General features: G+C 59.8%; 18 protein-coding genes. 14 read left to right on the top strand and 4 right to left on the bottom strand.

The features are described 5' to 3' along the window. Positions 1-76: 76 nt before the first annotated feature. From htpG to larD, 10 genes are all read left to right on the top strand, one after another. Positions 77-2,101, top strand: a complete 2,025-nt coding sequence (gene htpG / locus DW123_RS02395; RefSeq protein ID WP_117734688.1) for a molecular chaperone HtpG — start codon at positions 77-79, stop codon at positions 2,099-2,101. Positions 2,102-2,614: 513 nt separating this feature from the next. Continuing rightward, the gene (locus DW123_RS02390; RefSeq protein ID WP_233540112.1) at positions 2,615-5,389 is read left to right on the top strand and encodes a YhgE/Pip domain-containing protein; all 2,775 of its coding nucleotides are present in this window, start codon (positions 2,615-2,617) and stop codon (positions 5,387-5,389) included. Continuing rightward, on the top strand, positions 5,390-7,579 hold the full coding sequence (locus DW123_RS02385; protein ID WP_118273085.1) for a YhgE/Pip domain-containing protein: 2,190 nt from the start codon (positions 5,390-5,392) through the stop codon (positions 7,577-7,579). Between the two features lie 339 nt (positions 7,580-7,918). Continuing rightward, positions 7,919-8,902, top strand: coding sequence for a DMT family transporter (locus DW123_RS02380; RefSeq protein WP_117734685.1), 984 nt, complete (start codon positions 7,919-7,921; stop codon positions 8,900-8,902). A 116-nt stretch (positions 8,903-9,018) separates the two neighbouring features. Then, the gene (locus tag DW123_RS02375; protein WP_199568406.1) at positions 9,019-10,320 is read left to right on the top strand and encodes a M20 family metallopeptidase; all 1,302 of its coding nucleotides are present in this window, start codon (positions 9,019-9,021) and stop codon (positions 10,318-10,320) included. A gap of 196 nt (positions 10,321-10,516) precedes the next feature. Beyond that, positions 10,517-10,732, top strand: coding sequence for a hypothetical protein (locus DW123_RS02370; protein ID WP_117734683.1), 216 nt, complete (start codon positions 10,517-10,519; stop codon positions 10,730-10,732). Between the two features lie 304 nt (positions 10,733-11,036). After that, entirely contained in the window at positions 11,037-12,350 is a 1,314-nt protein-coding gene (gene hisS / locus DW123_RS02365; protein WP_118273084.1) for a histidine--tRNA ligase, read from the top strand. Positions 12,351-12,607: 257 nt separating this feature from the next. Next, positions 12,608-15,421, top strand: coding sequence for a phosphoenolpyruvate carboxylase (locus tag DW123_RS02360; RefSeq protein ID WP_369831505.1), 2,814 nt, complete (start codon positions 12,608-12,610; stop codon positions 15,419-15,421). 575 nt (positions 15,422-15,996) lie between these two features. Then, a complete protein-coding gene (gene larA / locus DW123_RS02355) occupies positions 15,997-17,274 on the top strand; it encodes a nickel-dependent lactate racemase (protein WP_117793995.1) in 1,278 nt (425 codons plus the stop codon). Between the two features lie 49 nt (positions 17,275-17,323). Next, entirely contained in the window at positions 17,324-18,055 is a 732-nt protein-coding gene (larD, locus tag DW123_RS02350) for a D/L-lactic acid transporter LarD (RefSeq protein WP_117734678.1), read from the top strand. 307 nt (positions 18,056-18,362) lie between these two features. Here the strand turns inward: larD and DW123_RS02345 are convergent, their stop codons facing one another. The 4 genes from DW123_RS02345 to serB all read right to left on the bottom strand — a co-directional run bounded on the left by DW123_RS02345 (position 18,363) and on the right by serB (position 21,361). Beyond that, positions 18,363-18,902, bottom strand: a complete 540-nt coding sequence (locus DW123_RS02345) for a TetR/AcrR family transcriptional regulator (protein WP_118273082.1) — start codon at positions 18,900-18,902, stop codon at positions 18,363-18,365. 2 nt (positions 18,903-18,904) lie between these two features. After that, positions 18,905-19,816: a LarC family nickel insertion protein gene (locus DW123_RS02340; protein WP_118273081.1), complete on the bottom strand. Its 912-nt coding sequence runs from the start codon at positions 19,814-19,816 to the stop codon at positions 18,905-18,907. Positions 19,817-19,826: 10 nt separating this feature from the next. After that, the gene (larB, locus tag DW123_RS02335; protein ID WP_118273080.1) at positions 19,827-20,609 is read right to left on the bottom strand and encodes a nickel pincer cofactor biosynthesis protein LarB; all 783 of its coding nucleotides are present in this window, start codon (positions 20,607-20,609) and stop codon (positions 19,827-19,829) included. Between the two features lie 116 nt (positions 20,610-20,725). Further along, positions 20,726-21,361 (bottom strand): phosphoserine phosphatase SerB, encoded by a 636-nt coding sequence (gene serB, locus DW123_RS02330; protein WP_118273079.1) that lies wholly within the window; start codon positions 21,359-21,361, stop codon positions 20,726-20,728. A 256-nt stretch (positions 21,362-21,617) separates the two neighbouring features. Between serB and aspS the strand changes: the two genes are divergently transcribed. From aspS to DW123_RS02310, 4 genes are all read left to right on the top strand, one after another. Beyond that, entirely contained in the window at positions 21,618-23,405 is a 1,788-nt protein-coding gene (gene aspS, locus DW123_RS02325; protein WP_117798995.1) for an aspartate--tRNA ligase, read from the top strand. A 305-nt stretch (positions 23,406-23,710) separates the two neighbouring features. Continuing rightward, positions 23,711-23,959: an HPr family phosphocarrier protein gene (locus DW123_RS02320; protein ID WP_035136856.1), complete on the top strand. Its 249-nt coding sequence runs from the start codon at positions 23,711-23,713 to the stop codon at positions 23,957-23,959. Positions 23,960-24,172: 213 nt separating this feature from the next. Continuing rightward, a complete protein-coding gene (locus DW123_RS02315; RefSeq protein WP_040358815.1) occupies positions 24,173-24,415 on the top strand; it encodes a FeoA family protein in 243 nt (80 codons plus the stop codon). A gap of 39 nt (positions 24,416-24,454) precedes the next feature. After that, positions 24,455-24,676 carry a FeoA family protein gene (locus DW123_RS02310; RefSeq protein WP_006234774.1) on the top strand — a complete coding sequence of 74 codons (222 nt, stop codon included), beginning with the start codon at positions 24,455-24,457 and terminating at the stop codon, positions 24,674-24,676. Positions 24,677-24,788 lie beyond the last annotated feature (112 nt).

Raw genomic sequence — 24,788 nt, 5'->3', positions numbered from 1 at the left:
GAACATAGCAGGTCTGCGATGCGGCTCGGGCAACCGGGCCGTTTTTGCGGACGGGGGTAGCGCGAAAGGACTGCACATGCGTCAATTTAAGACCGAGAGCAAAAAACTGCTCGACCTCATGATCAACTCCATCTACACCAATAAGGAAATCTTCCTGCGCGAGCTTATCTCTAACGCGAGCGACGCCGTTGACAAGCTCAACTTTAAGAGCCTGCAGGATCCGAGCGTCAAGCTCGACCAGGGCGACTTGGCTATTCGCGTCTCCTTTGATAAAGATGCCCGCACCATTACCATCTCGGATAACGGCATTGGCATGACCGCCGAGGAGCTCGAGCGCAATCTGGGCACCATCGCCCATTCCGGCTCCGAGGAGTTTAAGACCGAGAACGCCGAGCAGCAGGGTTCGGATGTCGATATCATCGGTCAGTTTGGCGTGGGCTTCTACTCTGCCTTTATGGTTGCCAGCCATGTGAAGGTGGTCAGCCGCGCCTATGGCGAGGACACCGCTCACGTGTGGGAGTCTGATGGTCTTGAGGGTTACACAATCGAAGACGGCGAGCGCGCCGAGCACGGTACCGATGTCGTCCTGACGCTGCGCGAGAACGAGAAGCTCGACGCCGACGGCGAGGCCGAGACCTACGATCGCTTCCTGACCGAGTGGGGCCTCAAGAGCCTGATTCAGCAGTACAGCAACTATGTGCGTTACCCGATCCAGATGATGGTGTCCAAGAGCCGCCAGAAGCCCAAGCCCGAGGATGCTGGCGACGATTATAAGCCCGAGTACGAGGACTACCAGGAGCTCGAGACCGTCAACTCCATGACGCCGATCTGGAAAAAGCGCAGCTCCGACGTTGAGCAGAAGGATTACAACGAGTTCTACAAGTCCACGTTCCACGACTTTGACGATCCGGCACGCACTATCAGCTTCCATGCCGAGGGTACGCTCGAGTACGACGCCCTGCTGTTTGTGCCGGGCCGCGCCCCGTTCGATCTGTACAGCAAGGACTACGAGAAGGGCCTGGCGCTCTACAGCTCCAACGTGCTGATTATGGAGAAGTGCGACGACCTGCTGCCCGACTACTACAACTTTGTCCGTGGCGTTGTGGATTCTGCCGACGTGTCGCTCAACATCTCGCGTGAGACACTGCAGCAGAACCGTCAACTCAAGGCCATCGCCAAGCGTGTCGAGAAGAAGATCACCGCCGACCTTGAGGATATGCGCGACAACGACCGCGAGGCCTACGAGAAGTTCTTCGAAAACTTTGGCCGCGGTCTTAAGTACGGCATCTACTCGAGCTATGGCATGAAGGCCGATGAGCTCGCCGACCTGTTGCTGTTCTGGTCTGCCAAGGAACAGAAGATGATTACCCTGGCCGAGTATGCCAAGGGCATGCCCGAGGATCAGAAGGCCATCTACTACGCCGCCGGCGACTCGCGTGAGCGCTTGGCCAAGATGCCCGTGGTAAAGGGCGTGCTCGACCGCGGCTATGACGTGCTGCTGCTGACGCAGGATGTGGACGAGTTCACGTTCCAGGCCATGCGTGAGTACGTGGCGCGCGATATGCCCAAGATCTATGAGGACGATGCTGCTCGCGAGGCTGCCGAGAAGGCCGTTGCCGACGGTGCCGAGCCCGAGGTCGAGGATCGTCACCTGGAGCTCAAGAACGTCGCTACCGGCGATCTTGACTTGGCAACCGAGGATGAGAAGAAGGAGGCCGAGGACGCTACCAAGGAGAACGAGGACCTCTTTGGCGCTATGAAGGAGGCACTCGGCGACAAGGTCGAGAAGGTTGCCGTTTCTGCGCGCCTGACCGATGCCCCCGCGTGCATTACCACCGAGGGCCCGCTTTCGCTCGAGATGGAGAAGGTGCTCCAGAAGGGTCCCGAGGGCGCGCCCGACGGCATGCCCAAGAGCCAGCGCGTGCTCGAGCTCAACGCCAAGCACCCGGTCTTTGCCAAGCTCGTTGCTGCTCAGAAGGCAGGCGATGCCGACAAGATCAAGCAGTACTCCGGTCTGCTCTACGATCAGGCCCTGCTGGTCGAGGGCATTCTGCCCGAGGACCCCGTGGCCTTCGCCGCAGCTGTCTGCGACCTGATGTAACTTAGTTACGCCGTTCTACCGAACGGCGTAACGGCTCGACGCTGCCCTCAGGTCCGCCGTTCTAACGAACGGCGGACCGGTCGACGCTGCGCGGGCACCAGAGCGACAACTTGTCATTCAAAGAGGACGGCATGACCAGAAGGTCTATGCCGTCCTCTTTTCATGCCAATTTGTTCGCTCTGGTGCCCGCTCGCTGGCATTGCCAAAACATCGACGTTACCGTGGTCCAAACTAGTCATTGGGGACGTCCTTGTTTGACTGGTCGTTTAAGAACGTCCCCAATGACTAGTTTAAGAACGTTCCTAACGACTAATCGGATTGCTAATTTGTGCGGGTTGTGGTTTTGTGACCTGCTGAAATTTAAGATACTGTACAACTGTACGTTAACTCATCTTCGTAGTATATTGCTACCCGCAAAACTCAATACCATTGTGCATCGAGACGTTAAAACGCCTTCGTACAATGGTTATCGATAGTACGATTCGATTCAACGACAGGATGGATGGTCCAAGCGTGAGTCTCGGCAGCAAACTATCCGATGCAAAGGTTTCCTTTGCAATCTTTAAACGCGACATCAAGCGATTGATCGTGAACCCCGTCGCCCTGGTGGTTACCTTCGGCGTGTGCGTTATTCCCTCGCTGTATGCCTGGTACAACATCGTTGCCAACTGGGATCCGTACGGAAACACCCAGGGTATCAAGATTGCCATCGCCAACAACGATCAGGGCACCCAAAACGACTTAGTGGGCGAGCTCAACGCGGGCGATAAGGTCGTCGATCAGCTCAAGGAGAACGATCGGCTGGGCTGGACCTTCGTCGATTCGGCGGCCGATGCCAAAGAGGGCGTCGAGAGCGGTAAGTACTATGCGGCCATCGTAATCCCCAAGAACTTCTCGGATAACCTGGTTTCGATGCTCGACGGCAACTACCATCAGCCCAAGCTTACGTACTACGTCAATGAGAAGAAGAGCGCTATTGCGCCGAAGGTTACCGACACCGGTGCAAGCACCATCGAGGAGCAGATCAACTCGGAATTTGTCTCCACGGCAGGCGAGACCGTTGCCGGTATTGCCAAGGATGCCGGAGTCGATTTAAAGGACAAGGCAACCCAGACCCAGGATTCGCTGGCAAGTTCGGTGTCCGAAGCATCCGATACCTTGGGCGAGGTGCGTGGTTCGATTGGCGACATGAATGCCGCCATCGATAAGACAAGCAGCTCGATTGCTTCGGCCGATGCTGCGTTGGCGGGCCTGCAGGGACAGGCGCCTTCGCTAACGCAGGCAATCGCTCAGGGTAATGATCTGCTGGGCGAAGCTCGCACCACGGCTGGCAAGTCCATCACCTCGCTTTCCAAGGCGCTCTCGGAGGGCAGCGCCGCGTTGAGCAAGACATCGGCTTCTGCGAACACCGCAGTCGGAAAGATGACGGGTGCCTTGACGTCCACAACCACCCGCATCGACAACTCGCTCAAATCGCTTCAGGCGACGATCGACCATAACAAGATTCTTATCGACCATCTGCAGGGGCTGGCTGACAGTGCGCCGACGGGCTCGGAAGAAGTTAATAAGCTGATCGCGTCTGCGGTTGATATGCTTCGAGGGCAAAATGAGAGCCTTCAGGCCGTCAAGAATAATCTCTCCGCTCAGTTAAACGATATTGAGAATGACGCTACGGCTGTTTCGGTCGCCAGCGATGCTATCAACATTGCGATCAAAACCGGTACGACCAACATGAATCAGGCTCAGACGGATCTGGGGCAGAACGCGCTGCCGAAGGCTTCGAGTGCACTCGATTCCTTTGCTTCCGTCTCGGGTGATCTGACGGGAATCGTATCTGGCCTCACGCCTGCTATTGCAAGTGCGCGCGGTACACTTTCGCAACTCAACGCTACGCTCGGTCAGGCCAAGACCACGCTGTCCCAGACCGATGCCTCGCTTGCCAAGGTTCAGGACAAGCTCGCGACCGCCGCCAATGACATTGCGGCGCTGCAGACCTCTGAGTCTATGGGCGAGTTGGCCGACCTCATGGACGTCGACGTCGATGACGTGGCAGATTTCATGGCATCTCCGGTTGAGCTGACGTCCAAGTCAATCTATCCGGTCAAGAGCTTCGGCTCGGGCATTGCTCCTTTCTACACCAATCTGGCACTGTGGGTGGGCGGCTACGTGCTTATCGCTATCTACAAGCTCGAGGTTGACCGTGAAGGCATCGGCAGCTTTACCGCGCGTCAGGGCTACTTTGGTCGCTGGTTGCTCCTGGTAATCCTGGGCGCGTTCCAGGCCATCATCGTTACGGTGGGCGATCTGGTCATTGGCGTTCAGTGCGTCAATCCGCTGCTCTTTGTGCTGGGCGGCATCGCTATCTCGTTCACCTACGTCAACATCATCTATGCGCTGTCCACCACCTTTAAGCATATCGGCAAAGCCATTGGCGTCATCCTCGTCATTGTGCAGATCCCCGGCTCGTCGGGCATGTATCCCATCGAGATGATGCCCGGCTTCTTCCAGTGGCTGCACCCGCTGCTGCCCTTCACCTATGGCATCAACCTGCTGCGCGAGACCGTCGGCGGCATGTATTCGTTCAACTACCTGTTTAACCTGTGCATTCTGGGCGTGTTCTTGATCGTGGCGCTCTTTATCGGTCTGCAGCTGCGCCCGTTGCTGCTCAACCTCAATCTGCTCTTTGATAAGCAGCTTTCCACGACGGGCCTCATGATCTGCGAGTCCAACGACCTGCCGCGCCAGCGCTATTCGCTGCGCACGGCCATGCGCGTCATGCTCGATTCGGATTCGTACCGTCGCGAGCTGCTCGATCATGCCGTGGCGTTTGAGCATCGCTACCCGTACTACATCAAGGGCGGTTTTGCCGCCGTGGTAGGCGTGCAGGTCCTGCTCTTTGTCCTGTCGACGGTGCTCGATATCGACAATAACGGCAAGATCATCCTGCTCGTTATCTGGATCATTTCGGTTATCGCCATCTGTGGCTGGCTCATCAACATCGAGTACATCCGCGCGAGCCTCAATACCCAGATGCGTATCTCGGCGCTTTCGGACGAGGACCTTCGCCGCGAGATGCGCGAGCACACGGCTGCCATCCCCGCCGCCCGTCGCATGTTTGGTCTCAACGCCAGCGAGCGGGGCACCAAGGACAGCGAACAGCCCACGAGCCGTCTGCCGCATATCGGTGCGCATCGTAAGGCTCAAGATGCCGACGGCGTTGACAACGTAAACGGAAACGACGGGGACACCACCCCGCTTGGCAAGCACTCCAAAGGAGGTGAGGCATAAATGAAGAACATCCTGCATCTGTTTAAGCGCGATGTCCAAAACGTGTCTCGCTCCGTGATCGGCTTGATTGTCGTGATGGGTCTCATTATCGTGCCGTGTCTGTACGCGTGGTTTAACATCGCCGGCAGCTGGGATCCGTACGGCAACACCGGCAATCTTAAGATTGCCGTGGTCAACACCGACGAGGGCTACGAGAGCGATCTGATTCCCGTCGAGGTCAACGTGGGCGAAAACGTAACCGCCACCCTGCGCGGCAACGAGAACTTCGACTGGGTTGTCCTCAACGACCGCGATAAGGCGATCGAGGGCGTTAAGTCGGGCGCGTACTACGCTGCCGTCGTTATCCCTAAAACGTTTAGCGCCGACATGATGACGCTTTTCTCGACTGAGGTGAAGCACGCCGATATCGAGTTTTACGAGAACCAGAAGGCCAACGCCATCGCGCAGATCGTGACCGAGAAGGGTTCGAGCGCCGTTCAAAGCCAGGTTAACGAAACTTTTACCGAGACCATTACGAGCATCGGTCTTAAGACGGTGTCCAGCCTGCTCGATTACATGAGCACCGACCAGGTGAGCAACTTTATCGCCAACCTGTCCTCGACGCTCGGCGATTCGGTCCAGGACCTGCAGGGCGTTCAGGCCAGCGCAACGTCGCTTGCGGGCATTTTGAGCTCCACGTCCGATTCGCTGACGTCGGCGAGCGGTATGCTCAAGCAGTCCGGATCGACCGAGGAGTCGGTGAAGCAGCTCATGCGGCATGCCGAGAGCGGTATTGCCGATTCCGAGCAAGCGCTCAAGTCCGCCAGCGATGCGATCGATGCCGCTATTGATGGGAGCGCGGGTTCGTTCGATAACGTATCCACCGAGCTCGCAAATGCATTCGATGCTGTGAACCGACATGTCAAACTTACGGTGTCTCAGCTCAAGGATGGCGCTAAGTCACTCAATAAACGTGCCGACGATATCGATGCGATGGCCGATCAACTCCGCAGGCTTGCCGACCAGGTGAGCGATGAGAATTTGAAGGACGGCCTCAAGTCCGCCGCGACGTCGCTGGGCAGAATTGCCATGGAGTACCGCAACAATGCGGAGGACCTGACGGCGACCGAGGAGTCTCTCTCCGACAGCATGGCCAAGGTCACCAGCTCGCGTGACAAGGTCGACCAGGCCATCGCCGATGCCAAGGCCGGCATCGCGGGCGCCAAATCCGATTACGATTCCACGTTCTCGGTTAAGGCCAAGGAGCTCAAGAAGACCGTCTCGGGCATTCTAGACTCGCTCGATGGCATCTCGGGCGATCTGGATAGCGCCGTAGACGGCCTGACCGACGCATCCGGTTCGCTGTCAAAGGGCCTCTCCAAGGCTGCAAAGCTGGTCAACAAGGCTTCCGATCAGCTGGGCGAGGCGTCGGACAAGATCGGCGCGTTTAAGGACGAGCTCGACGGTGCCCTTATGTCTGATGATCTAGCCACGATCAAGACGATGATCGGCAACGACCCCGAGGGCCTCGCCGCGTCGCTTTCCGGCCCCGTCGCGCTCGACCGCAAGCCGGTCTACCCGATTCGCAACTACGGTTCGGCCATGGCGCCGTTCTATACGATTCTGTCGCTGTGGGTGGGTTCGATTGTGCTGGCAGCCATGATGAAGGTCTCGGTCGACGATGAGCTTATCAACGAGCTCGTCCCCGTACGCCTGCACGAGATCTATTTGGGCCGCTACTTGTTCTTTGGCGGCTTGGCCTTGCTGCAGGCGACGCTCGTGTGCGCCGGCGATATCTTGTTCTTTGGAATCCAGTGCGACAACCCGCTGCAGTTTGTGCTGGCGGGCTGGATCGCGAGTCTCGTGTTCTCCAATATCGTCTACACGCTTACGGTTTCGTTTGGCGATATCGGCAAGGCGCTCGCCGTCGTGCTGCTGGTCATGCAGGTCGGCGGTTCGGGCGGCACGTTCCCCATCGAGATGACCGGTCCCGTGTTCCAGGCGATCTATCCGTTCCTGCCGTTTACTCACGGCATCAACGCCATGCATGCCGCCATGGCCGGTGCCTACCATATGGAGTACTGGATTGAGCTAGGCATTCTGGCGAGCTATCTGATTCCGTCGCTGGCACTGGGCGTCGTCTTCCGCCGCCCGGTCATCAAAGCCAACGACTGGATCATCGAAAAGCTGGAATCAACAAAGCTTATCTAGCACAGCAACGTTAACGCTGATGCAGCGCTTATGCCAGCGAGCGAGCCGCATTTGCGCCAAGGTGACGTGAAATGAAAGGGCGCTGACCTTCTGGTCGCGCCCTTGAAATTGAACGTCAGATTGGCGTGAATGCGGCTCGCGCCGCGTCGGCCGGTCCGCCGTTCGGTAGAACGGCGGAACAAAACGCTTTAGTGGGCTGGATTGCGATGCGGCACTGGTTGTTGCTACAGTAGCGGGGCGTGCCGGGGGTCCGGTGCGCCCTGTTTTTATTTGACCATGAGGCGGCACGCGGTCACGCGCGTGCGGACACCACGCCCAGACTGAGCGCGAGGATGCCCTATGGCCCAGAATGCCGTTGATGAAATCGAAAACATGCCCGATAGCCCTGTCGCACGGGAGGACCTGGGCGCCGGCGGCACCTCCCGTGGCGCCGGAGCGCGTTCTCCGTTCTTCTGGAAGGCCTTGCTGTTTTCGGTGGCGGTCATCTGGGGCTATTCCTTTACCACCATGAAAGATGCGCTCGATACCGTTCCGGTGTTCGAGCTGGTCTACGTTCGCTTTCTCCCGGCATCACTGGTTATGTTTGCCATTTTCCACAAACGAATCATCGCGCACTTTAATGCTCGCAACCTTATCGTCGGGCTTGGTATGGGCGCACTTATGTGGGGCGCGTACGGTTTGCAGACGATTGGCTTGGCACAGACCACGGCGGGCAAGAGTGCATTTTTGACGGGTACCTATTGCATCCTCGTGCCGTTTGCGAGCTATGTCCTGGGCGGAGAAAAGCTTACCCGTTACAACTTGGGCGCCGCATTGCTGTGCCTGGCGGGCATTGGCCTGGTGGCACTCGATAGCGTCGAGTTCAATGCCGGAGATGTCATCACGTTGGGCGGCGCGGTCTTCTTTGCTATCCAGATGGCGGTGACCGCCAAGTATGGCCGCAAGATGGATATCAACGTCATCACGTTTTGGATGTTTGTGGGCAATGGCGTTTTGAGCTTAATCACGTCGCTACTATTCGAGACTCAGGCGCCTCTGTCCGTGTGGACGCCGAGCTTTATCGGCGTGGTGGCCTTTCTCTCGGTGGGTTGTACGTGCGTGGCCCTGCTCGTCCAAAACGTCGGTCTGGCGCATGTCCCCGCCTCGACGGGCTCGCTGCTTCTTTCGATGGAGTCCCCCTCGGGCGTGCTGTTCTCGGTGCTGCTGATGGGGGAGGCGCTCACCTCGCGCCTGCTTGCCGGCTTTGCGCTCATCTTTTTGTCGATTATCTTGAGCGAGACGCATTTCGATTTCTTGCGCCGAAAATCTCGCCCGCAATTGTAAACAACTTGTTGCGCCGCCCTTCCAGGGCGGCATTTTTTGTGTCATGCCCTTACAGTTGTGCCTTGCACTTTATGCTGTCAAAGTGCGTGCTGCAAAAACGTTACTGGAGGGCATCTATGGCACCAGCTCTGTCCGATCTTCAACCGCAACCAGCGCCTCAGGCTACCACAGCGGCGCAGACCGCTATCGACGATGGCCTGGTCAAAGAAGCCCAGGCATTTGCCGGTGAGCTTGCCGCATGGCGCCACGATCTCCATCAGATGCCCGAGCTCGGTAACAATCTTCCGCAGACGTCTGCCTATATCCAGGCACGTCTGGACGAGATGGACATTCCCTATACCACGCTTGTCGACGGCTCCTGTGTTGTTGGCCTGATCGGTGCCGGTGCGGCCGCGGCTGCTCAGGGTAATGGTGCGTGCGCGGACGGGCAGTCCGGTACGGTTATCATGCTTCGCGGCGACATGGATGCCCTGCCCGTTGCCGAGGAATCGGGCGAGCCTTTCGCTTCCACCAACGGCTGCATGCACGCTTGTGGCCACGATATGCACGCGACGGCGCTGCTTGGTGCGGCGCGCCTGCTCAAGGCCCGCGAGGCAGAGCTTGTTGATGCCAACGCCACGGTTAAGTTGCTGTTCCAGCCGGGCGAGGAGACCTTTGAGGGCGCCCGTGCTGCCATCGCCGATGGCCTGCTGCAGAACCCGCGTCCTCAGGCGGCCTTTGCCATGCACGTTAACAGCCAGTCGCCGCTTGGCCTGGTGCTCTATGGCAGCCCTGCACTTTCGGGTGTATACGGTTTTCGCATCACGCTCCAGGGCAAGGGTGGTCACGGCTCGAGCCCCGAGATTTGCATCGACCCCATCACGGCGGGCGTGCATGTGCACCTGGCGCTCCAGGAGCTTATCTCCCGCGAGGTGCCGGCGGCCAAGGAGGTCGCACTTACCGTGGGTAAGTTCGCCGGCGGTCAGGCTGCCAACGTCATCCCAGATACCTGCGTGCTGGAAGGCACGCTGCGCGGCTTCGACGTTGAGCTCATAGAGCACCTCAAGACCCGCATCGCCGAGGTCGTCAACGGCGTTGCCGCAACATATCGTACGCCGGCGACTATCGAGACACTCTCGGATGTTCCCCCGCTCGTACTCGACAGCGATATGACTCAGGCGTCGCTTGGTTACGTGGGCGCAGTGCTGCCCAAGGCCGCCTTCTTGCCGCTGTTCCATGCCATGGCGAGTGAGGACTTCGCGCTTATCTCGAGCGAGATCCCAAGTGCGTACTTTACGGTGGGCGCGGCCGTAACCGACACGGACGAGCATTTTGCCCAGCATCATCCCAAGGCGCGCTTTAACGATGCCGAGCTTCCCCTCGGCGCCGCGGCTTATGCCGCCGTCGCTCTCGGATACATTGCGGACCACAAGGAGTAATCCATGTCTCAGCAACGTAAATTCTTCCCTGGCTGGCTCGTGGTGGCCTCCGGCTTTGTGATCATGGCCACGTGCTACACAATTTTCGTCAACTGCATGAGCCTGTTCCAGCCGCTCATCGTCAGCGACCTGGGCATTTCCCTTGCGCAGTACACCATCTCCAACGCCCACGATCGCCGCGTCCAAGCAGTTTGGCATGGCCGACCTCGGCAAGGTCACGGGCACCATTACCTCGCTCGAGATGGTCGGCGGCACCGTAGGCGCTATCGTCTCGGGTGTGCTGTTCGATGCCACGGGCTCCTTTGCGAGCACCTGGATCGTGTGCCTGGTGTGTTCTGTGGTCATGCTCGTATTCCTGCTGGCCTCGGAGCCTATCGCCGCCAAGCTGCGCGCGAGCGTGGCGGGGGAGTAGGGACGACGTCGCTCGTAGCTCTTTGCCCCGTTTTGTCCGTGGCTGCCTTGGAAGCCGAATGGATGCTCGTACCGTCATTCGGTTTCCCATGTAGCCACGGGCTCAAGAGATGACCCGAAGTCTTTCCGTCCAACGGATTTTGTGATCCGAAGAGGCGGAAGGATTGCAGATTGCACACCGCGGCGGCGCATCTGGCCGAACGAGTCCCCATACCCTCGTTCGGTCAGATGCGCCGCCGCTGTTTGTGTTTGTGCCGTATAATGACCACTACCTATGACGCGATACAAAAGAAAGGTGTTTGCCCATGCAGGCACAGAAGGCGGAGGGAACCCGCGACCTTATCGGCGCCGAGATGCGCGCCTGGCAAAAGATGCAGCAGACTGCGGCCGGCGTGTTCGAGCCGTTTGGTTTTAAACCCATCGAGACGCCCGCGATCGAGCAGGTGGATGTGTTTGTCCACGGTATCGGCCAGTCGACCGACGTCGTGCGCAAGGAAATGTTCCGCGTGTTCAGCGGTGCCAATCTGGAGCGCGTCTTTACCGAGGGCACCGACACCAAACTCAAGCCCAAGCAGCGCCTGGCACTTCGCCCCGAGGGCACGGCCGGCGTGGTGCGCGCCGTCGTCGAGAACAATCTGGTGCCCCAGGGCTCCACGCCGTTTAAGGCGTACTACGCCGAGGCCATGTTCCGTGGCGAGCGTCCCCAGAAGGGTCGCCTGCGCCAGTTCCACCAGGTGGGCATCGAGTGGCTCGGCGCTCCCGATCCGGCGGCAGACGCCGAGTGCATCATCATGCTCATGGAGTTCTACAAGCGCCTGGGCTTCGATCTTTCCAAGCTTCGTCTGCTCATCAACTCGATGGGTGACGCCCAGTGCCGTCCGGCTTACCGCGAGCAGGTTAAGCAGTTCATCCTCGATCACGCCGACGAGATGTGCGATGAGTGCCGTGAGCGCGCCGAGCTCAACCCGCTGCGTGCCTTCGACTGCAAGAACGACCATTGCCGCGAGATCATGGCCGAGGCCCCGCTGATGGGTGACAACCTGTGCGACGAGTGCCGCGAGCACTACGAGCAGGTCAAGCGCTATCTGGATGCCGCCGGTATCGAGTATGTCGAGGATCCCACCTTGGTGCGCGGCCTGGACTACTACACCCGTACCGTCTTTGAGGTCGAGGCCCCTGGCGCCGGCGTCGGCTCCATCGGCGGCGGCGGCCGCTACGACGGCCTGGTCGAGCTCGAGGGCGGCAAGCCTACGGCCGGCGTCGGCTTCGCCGTCGGTTTTGAGCGCGCCCTGCTGGCCTTGCAGGCCTTTGGCAGCGACCTGGGTGCCGATGAGGCCCCGTGTGTTTATGTCGCCAACGCCGGCAAGGAGCTGCGCCAGAACGTCTTTGCCATTACGCAGGAGCTTCGCGCCGCAGGCATCGTGACCGAGGCCGACTATCAGGGCCGTTCGCTCAAGGCCCAGTTTAAGCAGGCCGATAAGGTGGGCGCCAAGCTCATCCTGGTCCTGGGCGGCGACGAGCTTGCCGCCGGCAAGGTCAAGGTGCGCGACATGGAGAGCCATGACGAGGTACTGGTCGATCTGGCCAACGTCGTCGAGGCGGTTCGTGAGCGCCTGTAGCGCATCTTTTTGAGCTGCGGACCCGCTTGAGTGTCCCGTTCATTGCGAGCGATTGTTACGGGGGTGTTTCGCATTTATGCGGAATGCCCCCGTTTGTGTATGCCGTCCACCGAGAAATACGACCATTTAGGGCAAAAACCCTTGCAATGCAGAAAATACTTTTGTGTGGTAAAGCGCAATCAGTGTCGAAAGTATTTCTCAAGCGCCTATAATGAATACCGCATGTTACGTGCATAGAAGGAGGAATGGGAGGAAACGTGGCTGAGAACCTAAGCAACCAGTCTGTACCCGAAGCCGCGGCGCGCGTCGCTGCCGTGGTCAACCGCCTCGTTAACCGAATCGGCTCGAATGCCGAGTCCAGGGAGCGTCTCGCCGAGATCGAGATCCCCGAGGAGCTGCGCGACAATTTGGCGTTGTTCCTACGCCTGGAGCGTCGTGTGCTTAGCGAGTATGATCCCGAGATCGCGGACCTGTTCGACAAAATCCTGTCGGCCGAGATTGTGGCCAATGCCGGCAACCCCGGTACCCGCGCTGCCGACGAGGCCGTCGACGAGCAGGGCGTGCCCACCGCCGACGAGCCCACCGCCGTGGCGTTTCGCGAGGTCGTCGATCTGATCGACAGTCTGCCGCTCGATAAGCAGCAGGTCATCGTTCGCGCCTTTACGAGCTTCTTCCACTTGGCAAACCTGTCGGAGGAGAACTACCGTGTGGCGCAGCTGCGCGAGCGCGAGGCCGGTGCGTCGACCGATACCGAGGTCGATCCCGCCAACGAGCTCACCGTCGCCTATCACCAGCTGGTGAATGAGCTGGGTGTCGAGGGCGCCAACGGGCTGCTCGGCAAGCTTGAGTTCCATCCCGTCTTTACCGCGCATCCCACCGAGGCCCGTCGCAAGGCCGTCGAGGGCAAGATTCGCCGTATCTCCAACCTGCTGGAGGAGCGTCCGCGCCTGGGCGGCTCCGACCTGGTGGAGAACGAGCGCCATATGCTGCAGGAGATCGACGCCCTGGTGCGTACGAGCCCCATCGCGCTCAAGAAGCCCACGCCGGTCGAGGAAGCCGATACCATCATCGACATCTTCGATAACACGCTGTTCGACGTCATCCCCGTCATCTATCGTCGCTTTGACGACTGGGTGCTGGGCGACAAGGCCGGTACCGTGCCGCCGCTGTGCCCGGCGTTCTTCCATCCCGGCAGCTGGATTGGTTCCGACCGCGACGGTAACCCCAACGTCACCGCCAAGGTGAGCCGTGAGGTCGCCGCCAAGTACTTCACCCACATGGTGCTCAAGCTCGAGGACAAGTGCCGCCGCATCGGCCGCAACCTCACGCTCGAGGCCACCTACAGCAAGCCGTCTGCCGAGCTCATCAACCTGTGGAACCATCAGGTCGAGATGAGCGCCCAGTACACCGCACGTGCTGAACTGATCTCCGAGCACGAGCCGCATCGCGCCGTCATGCTCGTCATGGCCGACCGTCTGAACGCCACCGTGCGTCGCATCACCGACACCATGTACCACAGCGCCGATGAGTTCCTGGAGGACCTGCGTGTCGTCCAGCGCTCGCTGGCCGCCTGCGGTGCCGTCCGTGCTGCCTACGGCCCGGTCCAGACCATCATCTGGCAGGTCGAGTCCTTCGGCTTCCATATGGTCGAGATGGAGTTCCGTCAGCACTCCGTGGTGCACGCCCGCGCCCTCAAGGATATCCACGAGAACGGTATCCATGGCGACCTGCAGCCCATGACGCGCGAGGTCATCGATACCTTCCGCGCTATCGGCTCCATCCAGAAGCGCTACGGCAAGAAGATGGCGCATCGCTACATCATCTCGTTCACCAAGAGCGCCCAGCATGTGGCCGACGTCTTTGAGCTTGCCCACCTGTCCTTTGCACACGAGGAGGATGTCCCCGAGCTCGACGTGATCCCGCTGTTCGAGCAGCTCGAGGACCTCGAGGGCTGTGTCGACGTGCTCGATCAGATGCTCACGCTGCCCGTGGTGCAAAAGCGCCTTGCCCAGACCAACCGCCGCATGGAGGTCATGCTGGGCTATTCCGACTCCTCCAAGGATGCCGGTCCTACCACGGCCATGCTCGCGCTGCACTCCGCGCAGGAGCGCATCGCCAAGTGGGCCGAGAAGAACGATATCGACCTGGTGCTCATGCACGGTCGCGGCGGTGCCGTGGGCCGTGGCGGCGGCCCGGCCAACAAGGCCGTGCTGGCGCAGCCCAAGGGTTCGGTCAACTGCTTCTTTAAGCTCACCGAGCAGGGCGAAGTCATCTTTGCCCGTTACGGCAACCGCACGCTGGCTCAGCGCCATGTTGAGTCCGTTGCTGCCGCAACGCTTTTGCAGTCGGCCCCGAGTGTCGAGAAGACCAACACCGAGACCACGCAGAAGTTCTGGAATATGGCCGAGAAACTCAACGCAGTAAGCCATGAGCGCTATCTGGACCTGCTGAACACCGAGGACTTTACACCGTGGTTCTCGACCGTGACGCCGCTGACCGAGGTCGGTCTGCTGCCGATCGGCTCGCGTCCCGCCAAGCGCGGCTTGGGTGCCAAGTCGCTTGACGACCTGCGTACCATTCCGTGGATCTTTAGCTGGAGCCAGGCGCGCATCAATCTGGCCGCTTGGTACGGCCTGGGCACCGCCTGCGAGCAGCTGGGCGACCTTGACCAGCTTAAGGCTGCCTACCAGGAGTGGCCGTTCTTCCGCACCTTTATCGACAACATCGAGATGTCGATCGCCAAGACCGACCAGCGCATCGCCAAGATGTATCTGCACCTGGGCGATCGCCAGGATCTGTCCGAGAAGGTCTTTACCGAGATACAGCTCACCCGTAAGTGGGTCCTTGCCATCGTCGGTGACGAGTGGCCGCTGCAGCGTCGTCGCGTGCTCGGCTGCGCCGTTCGCGTGCGCAACCCCTATGTTGATGCCCTGTCCATCGCCCAGGTCCGCGCCCTTCGCGAGGTGCGTATGAACCAGGACGAGATGGCCGAGGAGAAGAAGGCCGAGTACATGAGCCTGATTCTTTCGACTGTGACCGGCGTCTCGGCAGGATTGCAAAACACGGGGTAATCGATAGCCCTGTAGTCGTCCGGGCCCGCCATTAGTTTACTTTTAGGCACGTCCTCGGACATGCAAGAAGCCCTCGCTGCGCACTTCGTGCGGCGAGGGCTTCTCGCGTCCTGCGGAGTGTGCCTAAAAGTAAACTTATGGCGGACCCTTCGATGTCCGGTCTTCGGCGGATTACTGGCTGGGGAAATAATGGCGCACTTCGCGCGTTTGGAAAGGGCTTCGTGCTGCGGAATGCATTCAGCGGGAAACCCATTGGGCCCCTTCGGCCTCGGTCTTCAGGGATTACAGCTGAGGGGAGAATGGCGCGCTTCGCGCGTTTTGGATGGGGTTTGTCCCGGCGGCGCGTTTGGCGCTCCGCGCTTCGCGTCTTATCGATTGGGATTGAGATGCATGTGGCGCTTCTCGCCTTACGACTGTAGCGGCCGCGGTTCCCTTTGGGATCGCGGTCGTTTTGTTGTGGGTCAAATATGAACGTTGTGTTAATGAGTCGGTGGACGGTGGTGTTTTTCGGTGAACGGCGTATCCTTCCGACGGTTTGACTAGTGTGTCAGTTGAAAGGAAGAGGGCGCTCGTCAATGTTTGAATGTGAACTGCCGTTTGACCACAAGACGTTGCATCTGGAGCTCGAGGACAAGAACTTCGCGGGTGTGATGGAAGGTCATCAAAACGAGTTTAAGACTACGAAATCGCAGGAAGAACTGGTAGAGGAGTCGCTTGCCAACCCTTATGGCTCACCTTCGCTCGAGGAGCTTTGTGCTGGTAAAAAGAACATCGTCATCATCAGCTCCGACCATACGCGTCCCGTTCCCTCGCGTGTGACGATGCCTATTCTGCTGCATCACATTCATGCCGCTGCGCCCGAGGCTCGTGTGCGTATTTTGGTTGCTACGGGTATGCACCGTCCGTCGACGCACGAGGAGCTCGTCAACAAGTATGGCGAGGACATCGTTGCCAACGAGGAAATCGTTATGCATGTCGCAACCGACGACAGCATGATGAAGAAGATCGGCACCCTACCTTCTGGTGGCGAGTGCATCATCAACAAGATCGCTGCCGATTGCGACCTGCTTCTTGCCGAGGGCTTCATTGAGCCGCACTTCTTTGCCGGCTTCTCTGGCAGCCGAAAGTCTGTCCTGCCCGGCATCGCCAGCTATAAGACCATCATGTACAACCACAACGGTCAGTTTGTGAACGACTCCCATTCGCGTGCCGGCAACCTGTGCCACAACCACGTGAGCGAGGATATGTTCGCCGCTGCCGAGATGGCTCACCTTGCCTTTGTGCTTAACGTGGTGCTCAACGGCAAGCACGAGGTCATTGGCTCCTTTGCCGGTGACATCCACAAGGCACACGAGGCTGGCTGCGAGTTCGTGAAGAGCCTTGCCGGCGTTGAGCCCGTCGAGTGCGAGATTGCCATCACCACCAACGGTGGTTACCCGCTCGACCAGAACATCTACCAGGCCGTGAAGGGCATGTGCGCTGCCGAGGCCACGCTTCCCGAGGGCGGCGTGATCATCGATGTCGCCGGCTGCGCCGACGGTCACGGCGGCGAGGGCTTCTATCACAACATCGCCGACAACGATCCGGCGGAGTTTGAGCGTGCCTGCATCGATCGCCCCAAGGACGAGACCCTGCCCGATCAGTGGACGAGCCAGATTTTTGCTCGCATCCTGGCACATCACCCTGTGATCATGGTTACCGACCTGTGCGACCACCAGATGCTCAAGGATATGCACATGACGCCGGTTAACACCCTCGAGGAGGCGCTCAAGCTCGCCTTTGAGATGAAGGGTGCCGACGCCAAGGTCGCCGTCATCCCCGATGGCCTGGGTGTTGTCGTCGCCCAGCACTAGTGCGCGGCTTAAACGAATCGTTTGTAACCAATAAGAAAGATAAGGTTTTATGCTTACCAAACTCCTCTGCGAATTCGGCGCGACGGCCCTCATGATCGTCTTTGGCGTGGGCGTGCACTGCGATACCGTGCTCAAAGGCACCAAGTATCAGGGCTCTGGCCATATGTTTGCCATCACCACTTGGTCTTTTGGCATCTCGGTCTGCCTGTTTGTCTTTGGCGGCGCCGTGTGCATGAACCCCGCTATGGTGCTTGCCCAGTGCATCGTCGGTCTGGTGCCGTGGGGCAACTGCATCCCCTTCATGCTTGCCGATATGCTCGGCGGCTTTGTGGGTGCTGTGATCGCTTGGTTTATGTATGCCGATGAGTTCAAGGCTTCCGAAGGCGTCGTCGATCCCATTGCTCAGCGCAACATCTTCTCGACCAACCCCACCACCGAGGGTACGAACTATGCCCGCAACTTCTTCTGCGAGGCCATCTGCACCTTTGTGTTCATCAGCGCCATCCTTGCTGCCGCTAGCCGCGCTGGTGAGAACGTTCTGATGCTCGCTATCTGCGTCGGCCTGATCGTTTGGGCCGTTGGCATGGGCATGGGCGGCATCACCGGCTTCGCCATGAACCAGGCACGTGACCTTGGTCCTCGCATGGCCTATCAGTTGCTGCCGATTAAGAACAAGGCTGACAACAACTGGAAGTATGGCCTGCTTGTTCCTGGCATTGCGCCGTTTGTCGGTGCTATTGTGGCCGCGCTGTTTGTGCATGGCTTCTTGGGTATGTTCTAGTCGAAGGCAATTGATATAACGTCCGGATCCGGCATAGGTTAACTTTCCGCCGCGTCCTCGGACATGCAAGAAGCTCCCGCTGCGCACTTCGTGCGGCGGGAGCTTCTTGCGTCCTGCGGAATGCGGCGGAAAGTTAACCTATGCCGGACCCTGCGGGAATCCAGTTGGATTGGAACAAGCAACCCAACATATATATCTGAATTTGGATGTTAGGGTCGCTTTGTTTTTTGGGTGCTCTTACAAGAAAGCGTAACTTGGGGATGGGGTGGGCGCTTTGTTGGGATGGCGCTTTGGGGTGGCGTCTTACTTAGCTGAAGAGGGGCTGTATGGCTGAGAGGTAGTCTTTGGCTACGTCGGCTTTGTTGGATTGGAAGTTGTGCCAGGCCCACCATTGGACGGTGGCTACGAAGCTTGAGGCTATGTGATGGAGGAGGAAGCTGCGGTCCATGGTGCCGGCTGGGCCTGTGGGATCGATGGGGACGGTTTCGGCCGCGAGCGACATGATGGTCTTGCGGAGGCTGTCGGCGAAGACGCGTGAGCCGGCGCCGGCTACAAGGGCCCTCACGCCCTGACGGCGTTTCCACAGGTTGCTAAGGATATGCTCGACCTGCACGAATGGGTCGTCGAGCGGTGTGCCATCGTCGTCGAGGGCGTGGGTACAGATGTCGCTCACGAGCTCGGACAGTAGGTCGTCTTTGCTCTTAAAGAGGCCGTAGAATGTCGCGCGGCCTACGCGAGCGCGCGCGATGATGTCGCCGACAGTGATCTTGCCGTAATCTTCCTCGCACAGGAGCTCGGAGAACGCCGCGACGATCGCGGCACGGCTTTTGGCCTTGCGGGCATCCATGGCTATGCGTCTGCGTGAACGAGCAGGCAGCGAAGCGTACCGGAGCAACCCTCGTAGGGGCGCTTACCGGCGCCGTAGCCGACGGCCTCGATGCGGTAGCGGGCCGGCAGGTGCTCGGACGTGCGCAGTGCGGCGACGATGGCGGCGCCCGTGGGCGTCACGAGCTCGCCGGCGACCGGTGCGGGCGTGAGGGCGATATTGCCTGCTTGGCATAGGTTGACGACGGCGGGCACCGGGATGGGCATAAGGCCGTGGGCGCAGTGGATGGTACCGTGACCCTCGGAGAGCGACTCAACCACGATGTCTTCAATGCTCAGGTCGTCGAGGCAGATGGCGACCGAGCAGACATCGACGATGGAGTCGACGGCGCCCACCTCGTGGAACATGACGGTCTCGGGCGTTTTGCCGTGTGCCTTGGCCTCGGCGGCAGCCAGCGCGGTAAAGATGGCGAGAGCGCGGCGCTTGGCACCGCCACTCAGCTGCGAGCCGTCGATGATGGCGGTGACGTCTGTCAAAGAACGGTGGTGATGGTGGTGGGCGTGATGGTGGCCCTCGTGGCCATGACCGTGAGCCTCATGGCCATGCTCGTGGCAGTGTTCGTGCTCGTGCTCGTCATGGTCATGATGGTGGTGCTCATGCATATGCTCGACAGCTGCTTCGTTGCCGTAGAGCCAGGCCATATCGTGATCGTGGTTCTCGAGCTCCTCTGCAAGCTGGACTTCGAAATCGCAGGCGTCGATGCCATGCTTGTTTACGCGCGTCACGGCGATCGTAAAGCCGTCGACCGGCAGCGTGGCGAGCTGTTCGCGCAGGTGCTCCTCGCTGGCGCCCAGGTCGAGCAGAGCCGCGACGGTCATATCGCCGCTGATGCCCGAGGTTCCGTCGATGATAAGCGTGTGCTGGTGGTTGGACATGGAATGCTCCTTAGCGGGCGCAGGGCGTGCCGGCGCTCAGATGATTGATAAGACTTGCCTGATAGGCGGCGCCAAAGCCGTTGTCGATATTGACGACCGAGACGCCGCTGGCGCAGGAGTTGAGCATGGCGAGCAGCGCGGCCACGCCACCAAGGTTCGCGCCGTAGCCCACGCTGGTGGGAACGGCGATGACCGGGCAACTCACCAGGCCGCCGATGACGCTTGCCAGGGCGCCTTCCATGCCGGCGATGGCGATGACCACCTGCGCCTGGGCAAGTTCCTCAGCATGAGCGAGCAGGCGGTGCAAGCCGGCGACACCTACGTCGTAGAGGCGATCGACTTCGTTGCCGTAGAACTCGGCCGTCAGTGCCGCCTCTTCGGCGACGGGCAGGTCGCTCGTACCGGCGCAGGCGACGACGATGCGTCCGTTGCCGGTGGGGGAGGGCTTGCCGCCCACGAGGGCGAGCTGTGCGTCCGGGACATATCCCAGGTCGATGCCGTTGCCGAGAAATTCCGAGGTACGGGCGGCCTTTTTGGCGTCCAAGCGCGTGACCAGGATGCGCTCCTGGCCTGCATCGCGCAGCGCTTCGATAATGGCGGCAATCTGCCCGGCGGTTTTACCGGCGCCGTAGATAACCTCGCCGGCTCCCTGGCGTACCCCGCGTGAAAGATCGAGCTGCGCAAAACCCAGATCGGCGGTCGGAGCCGTCTGGATGCGCGTGAGGGCGTCGGCAGGGGTGACTGCCCCGCCGGCAACATCGCTCAGCAATTGCTCAAGATCTCGCTTATCCATATATATGTTCCCTTCGACGGCGCAAAGTCTAGCACTCAAAGGGTATATTTCCGAACACTAAGATAAAATTGTTCGGAAACTATAGGACAGACTGATTCAATTGTTAGACGAATCGGCTAGTCACGCAGGATGATGTCCATGGCGAGCATCAGGTTGCGCTCGTCGATGGCAAACGGGGCGGCCTCGCGCGTCTTGGGCTTGGCGCAAAACGCGATGCCCGTGCCCGCGGCCTGAATCATGGGGATGTCGTTGGCGCCGTCGCCAATAGCGACCGTGTGGGCAATATCGACGCCGCACTCAACTGCCCAATCCAGCATCTGGATAAGCTTGGACTCCTTGGTCACGATGTCTGCCGCCAGTCTTCCGGTGAGCTTGCCGTCTACGACCTCCAGACGGTTGGCCAGGCAAAAGTCGATGCCCGCGGCAGCCACGATCTTGTCGGCAACCTCGTGGAAGCCGCCACTCACGACGCCGACCTTCCAGCCCTTGCTGTGCGCCGAGCGCACAAGCTCCAGCGCGCCGGGGGTAAACGTCACGCGCTCAAAGGTGCGCTCGAACACGCTCTCGTCCAGGCCGGCAAGCAGCCCCACGCGCTCCTCGAGCGCTTGCTTAAAGTCAAGCTCGCCGCGCATGGCGCGCTCGGTAATCTGCGCCACTTGCTCGCCCACGCCGGCTTCCTCGCCCAACAGGTCGATGACCTCCTGGTTGATGAGGGTGGAGTCGATATCCATAACGATGAGGCGTGCAGACATGTTGGGCCTTTCCGGGTGCAGTTGTATTGGGGCACATTGTCGCACGCGGCGCGCCTCGGCGACAGTCGCGGTGCGCCAATTGTTTCGTCTCCGTCAAGTCTTTGGGCAGGAGCTACTTTTTCGCGGCACATCGACGCGGGTGCGATAAGATAGAACGCCATGTCCGGCTGCGCGGTTTACGCAGGCCGGGCGAATCTGTACGACGCCGCCCGGAACGACACGGGGCGGCACAGATCCATAAAGGAGGATCACTGGTATGAGCCAGACCCGTCCCATCGACGAGCATTCCATGCACACCCGTACCTGCGGCGAGCTTCGCCGCGAGAACGTGGGCGAAGAGGTCACCCTCACCGGTTGGGTGAGCCGTCGCCGCGACCACGGTGGTCTTATTTTCTGCGACCTTCGCGACCGTGAGGGCATTACGCAACTCACCTTCGACCCCGAGCATTCTGACGGCGATGCCTTTAAGATCGCCGAGACCATGCGTCCCGAGTGGCCCATCAAGATTCACGGCGTCGTGCGCGCCCGTGGCGACGAGACCACCAACACCAAGCTCGCCACCGGCGAGATCGAGGTCCTGACCGACCATGCCGAGGTGCTCAATACGTCCGTCACCCCGCCGTTCCAGATCGAGGATGGCATCGAGACCAGCGAGGACACCCGTCTGCGCTATCGCTATCTGGACCTCCGTCGTCCCGAGATGATGGCCAACCTCAAGCTGCGCTCCGACTTCACCTTTGCCATTCGCGAGGCACTGCACAACCGTGAGTTCATGGAGGTCGAGACGCCCTCCCTGTTTAAGTCCACGCCCGAGGGCGCCCGCGACTTCATCGTTCCCAGCCGCATCCAGCCGGGCAACTTCTACGCTCTGCCGCAGTCCCCGCAGCTTCTGAAGCAGCTGCTCATGGTCGGCGGCGTCGAGCGCTACTACCAGGTTGCCAAGTGCTTCCGCGACGAGGACCTGCGCGCCGACCGTCAGCCCGAGTTCACCCAGGTCGATATCGAGATGTCTTTCGTGGACCAGAACGATGTCATGAGCGCGCTCGAAGAGGTCCTGTCCGATGCCTTCGGCCGCATGGGTGTCGAGATGCCCACGCCGCTGCGCCGCATGGATTACTGGGAGGCCATGGACACCTATGGCTCCGACAAGCCCGATACCCGCTATGGCATGCACCTGGTCGACCTGACCGACATCTTTGCCAACTCCAAGTTCAAGGTCTTTGCGACCGCCGCAAACGAGGAGGGTTCCGTCGTCAAGGCCATCAACGCCAAGGGCGCCGGTGCCTGGGCCCGCGCCAAGATCGATAAACTCGCCGGCGTGGCCTCCACGTTTGGCGCCAAGGGCTTGGCCTGGATCGCCTTCCGCGAGGACGGTTCCATCAACAGCCCCATCGTCAAGTTCTTCTCGGACGAGGAGATGGCGGCTCTGCGCGAGCGCATGGACGTCGAGCCCGGCGACCTCGTGATGTTCGCCGCCGGCCCGCGCCTGCTTTCCGACGAGATCCTGGGCGGCATGCGCTCCCACATGGCCAACGCGCTCGAGATCAAGCGCGAGGGTCACGACTTCCTGTGGATCGTCAACTTCCCGCTGTTCCACTGGGACGAGGACCGCAAGGCCTATGCAGCCGAGCATCAGCCCTTTACCCTGCCGACCGAGACCGACATCGCCAAGATTGAGGCCGATCCGCTGGCAGCCGGCTCCTGCACCTACGACTTTGTCATGGACGGCTTTGAGGCCGGTGGCGGCGGTATGCGTATCCACAACGCCGAGATGCAGATGTCCATGCTCAAGCTCCTGGGCTTTACCGAGGAGCGTGCCGAGTCGCAGTTTGGCTTCCTCATGGAGGCGCTCAAGTTTGGTGCGCCCCCGATGGGCGGCTTCGCCCTGGGCCTGGACCGCGTGTGCATGCTGCTCACCGGCTCCGACTCCATTCGCGACGTCATGGCGTTCCCCAAGACGGCCAGTGGCTCCGACCTCATGTCGGGCGCCCCGAGTCCCGTTTCTGGCGCCCAGCTCAAGGACGTCAGCCTGCGCCTGATGTAGGCGAGCGGCTACATATTGCCTGTAACGAGGGAAGGACGCGTGCCTTCCCTCGCTTTTTATGCGCCGATGCTGCGGTGGCCCGGGATGACCGGGCGCCGCGGAAACTGCGACCCGGAATTTGCGTCCAGAACGGGTTGCAGTTTCCCAAACAGGGCCCCTTGGGAAGCCGCAACCCAGAATCCAGCCAAATAATGGGACGCAGTTTCCGGTCGAGCTTTTGGCGAGTCGCAACAACTATCTAACGCTACAATAACTACCACGTGTCTGGGTTTGCCAGCCGAATGAGCGATACCGCGGGAGGGGACATGGTCGAGTTTACAAAGACGATTAAAGATCCGTTGGGACTGCATGCCCGCCCGGTCGCGCTACTCTACGACATCATCGCCAAGCATCGTAGCGACGTGTCGGTCAGCATCGGCGACCGCCATACCGATGGCCGTGACGTGATGGGCCTCATGGCGCTTTACGGCGAATGTGGCGAGGACATCGTCTTTCGCGTTTCAGGCGTAGACGAGGCCTCGTGCGTCACGTCGATCAGAAACCTCTCGCTCTAAACGCAACAAGGGACTGCGGACAGTCCCTTTGTCACATCTCTAGGAGGCGCTCTTTGCGGTGCCTCTTTTGTTTCGTATAGGAAACTTTTTCGAAAACTGAATAGAGACCCTTTCAAAAAAGTTAACCACATGTTAGTTTACTAAAGCGAACATAGACGTGGTTAACTTTTACCGCGTCGATGTTGAGGACGAACCGACGTTAGGAGCTCACTCATGTCTTGCGGACCGCAGATGCCGGCCATGCCGCTTTCGATGGTAAAGGCGGGCGAAACCGTGCGCGTGTCTCGGGTAAAGGGCAATGAGGACATGAAGCACCACCTCAAGGACCTTGGCTTTGTCGAGGGCAGCGAGATTCACGTGGTGAGCTCGAGTGGTGCCAATATCATCGTCACCGTGCTGGGCGCACGTTTTGGCATCGATTCCAAGGTTGCCATGCACATCATGACCGTCGGTTAGTCCGCAGCATTTCATTAAAACCGAAAGGGGGACAAGAGGATGAAGACGTTGGGTGACGTTAAGGTAGGCGAGAGCTCTACCATCGTCAAGCTTCACGGTGAGGGCGCGCTGCGCCGCCACCTTATGGACCTGGGGCTCATCAAGGGCACTTCGTTCAAGGTCGTAAAGGTTGCGCCGCTCGGTGATCCGGTCGAGATCAACGTGCGCGGCTACGAGCTTTCCATCCGCAAGGAGGAAGCGGCCGTCGTCGAGGTTCAGTAAGGGCTCGCGGCGTGTATTTCTGCATATAAAGTTAGGTTTTTCTAACTTAATGCAGCATCTTTGAAGCACATTATCCAACCTGCGCGGAGATGACAGCGCGGGCACACAAGGA

It is taken from the genome of Collinsella sp. AM10-26, assembly GCF_003472525.1.
Taxonomy (GTDB): Bacteria; Actinomycetota; Coriobacteriia; order Coriobacteriales; family Coriobacteriaceae; genus Collinsella.
Note: the sequence above shows the minus strand (reverse complement) of the source record. Positions and strands in the feature narration are given on the sequence as shown.